The 9,138-nt window shown below is 39.0% G+C and carries 10 protein-coding genes; 3 read left to right on the top strand and 7 right to left on the bottom strand.

Features of this window, described 5'->3' with window-relative positions:
- Positions 1–55: 55 nt before the first annotated feature.
- Positions 56–721 (bottom strand): endonuclease III domain-containing protein, encoded by a 666-nt coding sequence (locus BV214_RS07395; protein WP_086476851.1) that lies wholly within the window; start codon positions 719–721, stop codon positions 56–58.
- An 83-nt stretch (positions 722–804) separates the two neighbouring features.
- Between BV214_RS07395 and bcp the strand changes: the two genes are divergently transcribed.
- A complete protein-coding gene (gene bcp / locus BV214_RS07390) occupies positions 805–1,257 on the top strand; it encodes a thioredoxin-dependent thiol peroxidase (RefSeq protein WP_086476850.1) in 453 nt (150 codons plus the stop codon).
- Positions 1,258–1,335: 78 nt separating this feature from the next.
- Here bcp and BV214_RS07385 read toward each other — a convergent pair whose 3' ends face one another.
- Positions 1,336–2,829: a nicotinate-nucleotide adenylyltransferase gene (locus BV214_RS07385; protein WP_086476849.1), complete on the bottom strand. Its 1,494-nt coding sequence runs from the start codon at positions 2,827–2,829 to the stop codon at positions 1,336–1,338.
- A gap of 102 nt (positions 2,830–2,931) precedes the next feature.
- On the opposite strand from BV214_RS07385, the gene BV214_RS07380 reads away from it, so the two are divergent.
- The gene (locus BV214_RS07380) at positions 2,932–3,696 is read left to right on the top strand and encodes an MBL fold metallo-hydrolase (protein ID WP_086476865.1); all 765 of its coding nucleotides are present in this window, start codon (positions 2,932–2,934) and stop codon (positions 3,694–3,696) included.
- A gap of 191 nt (positions 3,697–3,887) precedes the next feature.
- Positions 3,888–4,382 carry a hydrolase gene (locus BV214_RS07375; RefSeq protein ID WP_086476848.1) on the top strand — a complete coding sequence of 165 codons (495 nt, stop codon included), beginning with the start codon at positions 3,888–3,890 and terminating at the stop codon, positions 4,380–4,382.
- 158 nt (positions 4,383–4,540) lie between these two features.
- On the opposite strand, the gene BV214_RS07370 is transcribed toward BV214_RS07375, so the two are convergent.
- From BV214_RS07370 to BV214_RS07350, 5 genes are all read right to left on the bottom strand, one after another.
- On the bottom strand, positions 4,541–5,200 hold the full coding sequence (locus BV214_RS07370; protein ID WP_086476847.1) for an alpha/beta hydrolase: 660 nt from the start codon (positions 5,198–5,200) through the stop codon (positions 4,541–4,543).
- 1 nt (position 5,201) lies between these two features.
- The gene (locus tag BV214_RS07365) at positions 5,202–5,528 is read right to left on the bottom strand and encodes a hypothetical protein (protein ID WP_086476846.1); all 327 of its coding nucleotides are present in this window, start codon (positions 5,526–5,528) and stop codon (positions 5,202–5,204) included.
- Positions 5,529–5,613: 85 nt separating this feature from the next.
- Positions 5,614–5,928: a DUF4870 domain-containing protein gene (locus tag BV214_RS07360; RefSeq protein WP_086476845.1), complete on the bottom strand. Its 315-nt coding sequence runs from the start codon at positions 5,926–5,928 to the stop codon at positions 5,614–5,616.
- Between the two features lie 31 nt (positions 5,929–5,959).
- A complete protein-coding gene (locus BV214_RS07355; protein WP_086476844.1) occupies positions 5,960–7,213 on the bottom strand; it encodes a dihydroorotase in 1,254 nt (417 codons plus the stop codon).
- Positions 7,210–9,129 carry a BatA domain-containing protein gene (locus BV214_RS07350; RefSeq protein ID WP_086476843.1) on the bottom strand — a complete coding sequence of 640 codons (1,920 nt, stop codon included), beginning with the start codon at positions 9,127–9,129 and terminating at the stop codon, positions 7,210–7,212. Before BV214_RS07350 ends, BV214_RS07355 begins: the two co-directional genes overlap by 4 nt.
- Positions 9,130–9,138 lie beyond the last annotated feature (9 nt).

Below are 9,138 nucleotides of genomic sequence, written 5' to 3'. Positions count from 1 at the left end.
AGCACCCTCTATTTTCTACTTACACAAATTGCGGGATAGTGTCGCCCAGTGCTGGTCATTTACTGGGCTTTTTACTCTTGTAATAGGCATCCAAAACAGATTTTCTACCGATAGTTTTGGTAATGATGTCTTTTTCCAAATCCCATCCTCTAGCGGGTGAATATTCTCTTCCATACCAAATAATTTGCAGGTGAAGGTCGTTCCACAGCTCCTTTGGAAACAACCGTTTCGCGTCTTTTTCGGTTTGTACCACGTTTTTGCCATTAGTAAACCCCCATCTATACATCAATCTATGGATATGCGTGTCTACTGGGAACGCTGGAATACCAAATGCTTGCGCAACCACCACACTGGCCGTCTTATGACCAACTGCCGGAAATTCCTTTAATAATTCGATATCCTGCGGGACTTCTCCATCATATTTTTCTATCAACATTTTAGACAATCCATAAATCCCATTGGCCTTCATAGGGGAAAGTCCTACAGGTTTTATAATTTCCCTAATTTCATCTACCGTCATTTTAACCATATCGTAAGGGTTATCGGCCTTTTCAAACAATAGGGGAGTAATCATATTCACCCTTACATCGGTACTTTGGGCAGATAATAGCACTGCAATGAGTAGGGTATAAGCATCCTTATGATCTAGGGGTGTTGGGATGGTTGGGTATAATTCCTGTAATGTTTTTATTGTAAAGTCTACTTTTTCTGATTTAGTCATATAATCCGTAATTTTATCAAAAATTGAAATCGACCTATCAATAGGTCGATTTCAAAAGTGATAAAAATAATCAATATTTAGCTATGAATACATTAAAAGTAGGGGATAAGGTGCCGTCGTTTTCGGCTACGGATCAAGATGGCAATACCATTAAACTGTCCGATTATGAGGGGAAAAAGCTACTTGTCTTTTTCTATCCAAAGGCAAGTACTCCAGGATGTACGGCCCAAGCGTGTAATTTAAGGGATAATTATGCCGAGCTACAGGCGCAGGGGTACGAATTGTTGGGAGTTAGTGCCGATTCCCAAAAGAGACAAACCAATTTTAAAAATAAGTATGAGTTTCCATTTCCTTTATTGGCCGATGAAGATCACAGCGTACTAAATATTTTTGGGGTATGGGGTCCAAAACAGTTTATGGGTAGAAAATATGATGGTATTCACAGAATGACCTTCCTGATAGATGAGCAGGGGGTTGTTACCAAGGTAATAGACAAAGTAAAGACCAAGGACCACGCTGCTCAAATATTAGAGTAGTATTCACCCATAAGCAATCGGGCCAAAAAATAGGATGTATCCTTTTTTTGGCCCGATTGCTTATTAGTAGAAGTATAATTAGACTTTTTCTTTCTTATCTTTTTCCTCCTGCTCTCTATTATATTCAATCTGCTCGGTTCTATTACGGGTGAACAGCTTCTTCTTTTTAATGATTTCTGCAACACCTTGAGGTAATACGGATTCCCAGCCATCCTCACCGTCCATTATTTGTTTCAGGACATCCCTAGAGAATACATGTAGAATTTCTGGATCGTAGTCAATAATATCCTTCACCTTACCATTGTACTTAAAGAACTTGTACAATTCTTTCATCCTAGGATGTACCTTAACGGTATTACTGGTCATAACCTGTCCGGTTTCCTCATTCCTCATTGGGTATAGATACACTTTTAGGTCCTTAAAGAATAACTTACCAAAGGCTTCTAGTATACCTCCGCTTAGGTGACGGTAATACTTCTCGTCAAAAATATCCACAAGATTGTTTACCCCCATGGTAAGTCCGATCTTGGCTTTGGTGTAATTGCTAAAGTATTCTACCAATTTATAATACTCCTGAAACTTAGAAATCATTACCGTATGGCCCAAAGAACAAAGTAATTCTGCCCGGTCCATAAAATCTTGCTCATCTATTTCCCCATGTGCCCTAAGGTTAGACAGGGTAATCTCGAAAATTACTACCGTATTTTTTTTCTCTACATTCTGTTCGTTAATAAATATTTCATACGATTTTTTAAACATATCCATATTTACCTTGGTCACAGGTCTAAAACTTCCTCTTAGCGCCAAAATATTCTTTTTGTATAGAATACTGGCTGGAAGAAGGTTATTGCCATCGGGACCAAACATCACGGCATCGGTCATATCGTTTTTAATAAGCTGAAGGCTCATTAACCTATTATCTACTTCCGCAAAATTAGGTCCGGAAAAATTCACCATATCAATCTCTATGGTGTCCTTGTCGATATGATCATAGAGGTATCTCAACAGTTTTTTAGGCTTATCGTACTTATAAAATGCCCCGTAAATAAGGTTTACCCCAACAATTCCTAGCGTTTCTTGCTGTAATCTGGCTTCATTTTGCTTAAAACGGACATGTAGTATAATTTCGTTGAGTTCTTTTTGACCAGGCTCTAGCTGGTATCTGATACCAATCCACCCATGTCCCTTGTAACGTTTGGTAAAGTCAATAGTGGCAACGGTGTTCGCATAAGAAAAGAATAATCTATCCGGATGCTTCTCTCGGCTGATCCTATTCTCTATATGCTCCATTTCATGGGACAACATTTTATTTAACCTAGAAAGGGTCACGTATCGGCCGTCGTCTTCCACACCATAAATAGCATCGCTAAAATCCTTGTCATAGGCGCTCATTGCCTTCGCAATGGTTCCGGAAGCACCTCCTGCCCTAAAAAAATGTGCAGAAGTTTCCTGTCCGGCCCCCACCTCGGAAAAGGTTCCATAAATATCGGGGTTCAAATTTATACGTAAGGTTTTGGCCTTGATTGACGGTACGTTGGTAAAAGCAGTTTCTTTTTTCAAAATAGACGTTATAATAGCTTAGATACAATAGCTTATTTGCGTTGTACAAAGTTAATAAGATAACACTATCTATTAAATAAATATATTATAAATTTGGATTAAACATATATGAGATTGAAAGTTACTTTTTTAGGCACCGGTACATCACAGGGCATCCCTGTTATTGGCAGTAAGCATCCTGTATGTCTTAGTGAGAATCATAAGGACAAGAGGCTTAGGGTCTCCGTATTAATATCTTGGGAATCCTATACCTATGTAATAGATTGTGGACCAGACTTTAGACAGCAGATGCTGACCAACGAAGTAACAAAGATCGATGGGATATTATTTACCCATGAACATGCAGATCATACGGCAGGGATAGACGATATACGACCTTTTTTCTTTAGGCAGGGAGATATCCCCATATATGCACACGAGCGTGTGATTGCTTCACTAAAACAACGCTTCGATTATATTTTCACCAATGAAAATCGATATCCCGGTGCGCCAGGGGTAGAAGTAAACACGGTAAAGAACAATCAGCCTTTTAAAATTGGAAATCTAATGGCCATCCCCGTAGAGGCCCAACACAACAGATTACAGGTATTTGGTTATAGGATACGGGATTTTGTTTACCTCACAGACGTAAAAAGTATGGAAAAGGTGGAAATGGAAAAAATTAAGGGAGTAAAAGTATTGGTTATCAATGCGCTTCGGATGGAACCCCACCATTCCCATTTTAACTTGGAAGAAGCTTTAAATTTTATTGAAGCTGTACAACCAGAGAAAGCATATTTAACTCATATAAGTCATTTGTTAGGTTTTCATGATGAAGTAGAAAAAACCTTGCCAAAAAATGTACATTTGGCCTTTGATAATTTAACTATAGAGTGCTAGGCGTTATATCTATTTTTAATGGGGTAAAATAAAATATCTCGTGTCAAACATTCCTAATACAGCATCGATTAAAAGCATGAAATGAGCACGACTCAAGACCGTTTGCAATCACCTAAGGGGAAATGTGAACCTAAATGCCGTAGGCATGCCCAGCTGAAGTATTACCATTTAAAAACAATTAAAACCTATATATGAAACAAAAAATTATATTTTACCTTCTGCTATTCTTTGTCTTAATTGCCTTATATCAATTTATTAGTACCAGAAACATGATACAGGCCAAAAACGGCCTAATTGAGGCGCAAGCCAAAGAAATGGTACAAATGGAAGACTCTATTAGGAACCTGCAATTTACAAACCTGGAAACGCAGTATTTTTCATTGGATAATAATGATGACGCTTTGGCCTATTATGATCATCTAAAGCTTGAATCGCCCAGCCAATATATTACCGATAAATTACTAGAAACCAATGAAACTAAAGGAGATAACCCCTTGGTTCCCTACGCGGGCATGGAAGGTGATTTTAAGATTAATAAGATTAAGGTATTGAACCACAAATGGATTTTAGCCGACTTCTCCGATGGGCAGTTTTGGGGGGAGCTGTTTATAAAATATGAGTTGAAGGATGATCTGGGGGTCGATTTCTCTCTCTTGGATCACTTCCTGTACACTCGTAGTAATTGATTAAATGGCGCTTACAGATTAAATTCTGTAAAGAATTAGCGCTCCGCCTTACACAAGTAGGCTTCATAAATAAAATAGGTAGATACGCTTAATAAAAGTATATCGACCTATTTGTTTTTTGAGAATAAGGGTTCCACTACTTGGAACCTGCATTATGATTATATCTTGTCTACTAACCAGTTTTTAAAGGAGTGAAAATTTTGCGGTGCCACTCCATGTCCTACAGGAAACTCTTCATATACGTGTTCTATTCCCAAATCGGTTATAAATTCGGGGATTTTTTGTGCCCATGACACCGGAATCACCTGATCTACACTTCCATGGGAAGCGTAAATCTTCAAATCCTTAAAATCGTTTTCCCTATAGTTGTCTGGCAACATAGAAGGACTGATATAGCCACTTAGTGCCACTACATTCTTCACTAGGTGGGGGTAGGTAAGTGCCACGGCATAACTTAGAATGGTCCCTTGACTAAAACCTAAAAGGGTAACATTGTCCTGATCTAATCCGTAGGTGCTACAAGCTTCTTCTATAAACGCTTTTATTTTATCGCGGGAAAGCATGGCTTGGGCATCATCGTTCCACTTACCCTTATCTGCATCAAAATTTATGGCATACCACATATTCCCAAATGGCTGCATAGGATAGGGCGCCCTTACCGAAATAATACATAGTTCCTTAGGCAATTCGGGAGCGAAAGAGAATAAATCTTCTTCATTACTACCATATCCGTGAAACATAAAAAGAACTGGTGCTTTACCACTCGTTATATTGGAGGGTCTTATAAGATGTTCTAAAGAAAGTGTTGCTGTTGTCATGTTAAGAAATAAAAGTAAACCATTTTTGAAAATAGGGGCCCAGAATGGGTACTTCTTGTTTTTTGTCGTTTAAGGCTCCCAAAAATCCATAGAACCATAAAACCACATAAAATACGTATAGACCGTACCAAGCGTATTCGCTATACCAATTACTCAGAAATATGGCAACCCCTAAAAACACAAGGTGTAAACCAAATGCCTGACGTGTGTGGAATCTTGCAAAATCATTTTTCGGTTCGGAGTTCATGGACATGGCGATTAAAGCCCCTACCATGGTCATATACGCAACAATTGCCGTAGTTTTCCCCTCTTTTACTGTGTTGTTCATACCGGCAAAGTAAATGTTAGCTTAGTTTATAATCACGAATAGAAACCTTTAAACAAGACCTCTATCCGTGGTTTTAATAGTGATGTTATTCTCCTATAGTACCTATTAAAGGTAGTTTCTCCAATTTGCCACTATTTGCGTTGATAACGCCTAAAATGGCAAAGCCCAAAGGTACCCAGCTCAGAATACCCAAAAACCCTATTCCCACCATGGATAAAACAAATAAGAGTACGGATATCGCTATGGAAAGGATCCAAACTCTTAGGGATTGCTCTATATGAAATTGAACAAATGCATTTTTTTTGTTACTGTTTACTATAAAGGCGATAAGTAAGCCTATTACAAATAGGTAGCTTACCATTGCCATGGTCTTACCTTCATTTATTGTTTTTTGATCCATGTGTTCTCGTTTATTTTTTCAAAAAACAAAGTTAGTGAATATATTGATTGTTGCCTATAATCCCTAAGGCTCTTCCCCTCATTTTAATGTCTAGGAAGGCGCTGTTTTTTGAACTGGAAATGATGTCTTCTTCTGTAAAAGTATATTCAATATCTGGGTCAAATAGGGTTAGTACGGCTTCCTCACCAATCTTAAGGATGGGCTGCGATATACCATAGCGTTCCCTACCTTTGGTGAGGAGTGCTATGGTGGTTTCCAAATCAAACAGTGTATTTAAAGCTCCAAATGCACTTTCCAAACCTATGGTGCCATTAGAGGCATTGTCAAATTCTATCCGTTTCAGTTCAATATCCAAGGGTCTGTGATCTGTGGTTACAAAATCGATCACCCCTTCTTTTAGCCCTTTAATCAATGCCTCCCTGTCCTTGTTGGTTCTAAGAGGGGGCATAACTTTATGCCTAGAATCGAAACTGGTTAATACCTCGTCCGTAAGGCAAAGGTTGTGTATGGCAACGCTACAACTAACGTCTAACCCCTTGTCCTTGGCTTCCCAAATAAGCTGTACGGATTTTTCCGTGGAAATGGTAGGTACGTGCAATTTTCCGCCTGTATATTCCAGGATAAATAAGTCCCTTGCCAGGTTTAGTTCCTCAGCCATATTGGGGATTCCCTTTAATCCCAGTTTAGTAGAAACTTCTCCCTCATTTACAATTCCTTTCCCTGCAATTTGCTTATCCATAGGGAAGCTATGTATTAGACCATTAAAATTATGGGCGTATTGCAAAGCCACCTTCATTAAATTAGGGTTGCCAATAGGGCGTTTATAGTCATAAAAACCAACGGCACCTGCACTCTTCATATCGTAAAGTTCGGCCAAACTTTCCCCATCAGATTGTGTGGTTAACGCCCCAAGTGGGTAAAGGTTTACCGCACTATCTTTGGCAGCAGTCTTTAAGAATACTATATCCGAACTACTATCGGGAATGGGAAGGGTGTTTGGGTTATGGATAATATCGGTAAATCCGCTTTTGGCAGCGGTAGACAGCCCGTTAGCGATAGTTTCGCGCTCTTCGTATCCTGGCTCTCCAAAACTAACGCCCGTGTCTAACCAGCCTATGGAAACATGTAGGTTATCATGCTCAATAACCTCTACCTTTTCCCGAATTTGCAAGGTAGGGGCAATATCTTTAATGGTACCATCTTTAATATGTATGTCCCACTTTTTTAAATGGTAGTCAGGGTTGGACGAATCTACTATTGTGGCGGATTTTAAGAGTATGTTCATTTTAAGTATTTTTGAATAAGAACTTCTATTAGGATAAATGCCAACGCAAAAATAACAAACCATTTCCAAAGCTCTTTTATGCCATGGTCACTTTCTAGTTGCTGAAACAAAGATTCCAATTGGTTGTTCACGGTGGTGGCAGCTAAGCTGCTAGGGTCCAAGTAATTTAAGGAACTTTCATTTCTAGGGTGATTAAAACTTAAGGTACCTATTTCTTTCCCAGCTGCGTTAATTTGAAAATTTCCGGCAATGGTTGGCAATTCCTCAAAAGTCAATACCGTTTTATTACTATAGGCTTGTTGGTAAGGGATAAATTCCATATTCTCCCCGGATACCTTTAAAACTCCGTCGCCCTCCAAAACTATAGGTATATCTACGATAGATTTTTGTCCAATTAGTTCATAAAATCTTGGAAGTTTTAAGCTATTCCACCCCATATTATAGAAGGTAGGCACCACTAAGGGCGACTGGATAAAATTGGAGTTTTCCAAATTTAAGGGCGCCGTAAATAGGTAAATCCCCTTGTCTGCCACTAAAAAGGGGGCTCCATTGTCTAGGGTGAGTAGTGAAGGAAGGTTTGATTGAATTTTATAATACTTCTGCAGGCTTGGGTATTGGAAGTTGGTAACCTTTTCTTCAAAGACGTTATGGTACAAGGGGTGCTCCATGGAAATGCTGCTAACTTTCCGTTCTGCAGTATTTCCAGAAATAACATTGACATTCAAGCCCTTATTTAGCAGGGTATTGTAATTGGAAATATCGACATCCGAATGTGGGATTATTACCAGGCTTCCATTATCTGCAACGAACGGCAATAATGCATTTTGCAATGCGGTGGGAATACTTTTAAGTTCATTGAGAACAATGAGGTTCTGAGAGTTTAATATGCCATAATTCAAAGAGTTTAATTGAAAATCGGAATATTCAAATTGGTCTTCTCGGAAAATTCGGCCTAAAAAATTGGAAGGAGCCCCACTGATGGATATTACCTTGATCTTTTCTTTTTTGTGGATGTTAAAGAACAGCTGGTTGTCGTATTCTATGCCAGAATTTGTGATAACAACGCTTCCATTGATTTTTTCATTGGAGGGTAGGGTAAAGACTACCTTGCCCTTAAGGTCTTCGTTAAAGCTTGCCGATGTTTTTGCAATTAACCGATCCCCGTTGTATAAGGACACGGGAATGGGCTCTCTGTGATTACTGGAAGTGAGCTCACAGCTAAGCTCCAGGCTTTCTGGGAATACCTCTGTCACATATAGGGTGTCTATTGCTACATTGCGTAGATCTTTGGAAAGGGCCTGCACTAGATGTAATTTTAATCCTTGTAAGGTATCCAATCTTTGTGAGGGGGAATGGGTTTGGAAATCGGAAATTAAGACCAGTTCATTTTCAGGGCTAGGATCTTTTATAAGACTTTTTGCTTTTAATAAAATCTCATCCAAGGAGCTTTGTTTTCCCGTATAGGGTAAGGATAACAACTCATTTTTGATCTCGTTAATGTGTACATCCCTAAAGGTACGTTCGTTGGTAAAAAGGGTGATAGTGCGTGTGGGCGGCACTGATCTCAACAATTCCTGTACTTTGTTTTCTAAAAGTGTCCCCCTTTCGTCCGCAGTCTGCATGCTAAAGGAATTGTCTAAGTATATGATAAATTGCCCCTGTTTTAAGGCCGACTTACCCGGAAGGAAGGGTTGTGCAAAGGAAAGAATCAAAGCCTTGAGCAGTAAAAGTCGCGTAAACAACAACAGCCATTTTTTTAGCGAATTGCTCTTTCTGGATTCTGCTACTACCTTTTGTAGCAGCTTAACATTGGTAAAGGGGGTTTTGGTAAATCTACGTAATTGAAAGAGATGGATTAAAATAGGGATGACCAATAAGAAAAGAGACCAAAGGACTTCCGGATGTTTAAACAGCATTCCCAAATT

The sequence above is a fragment of the Arenibacter amylolyticus genome (assembly GCF_002150785.1).
In the GTDB taxonomy this organism is placed as follows: domain Bacteria; phylum Bacteroidota; class Bacteroidia; order Flavobacteriales; family Flavobacteriaceae; genus Arenibacter; species Arenibacter amylolyticus.
This window is presented reverse-complemented; position numbering and strand designations above follow the sequence as displayed.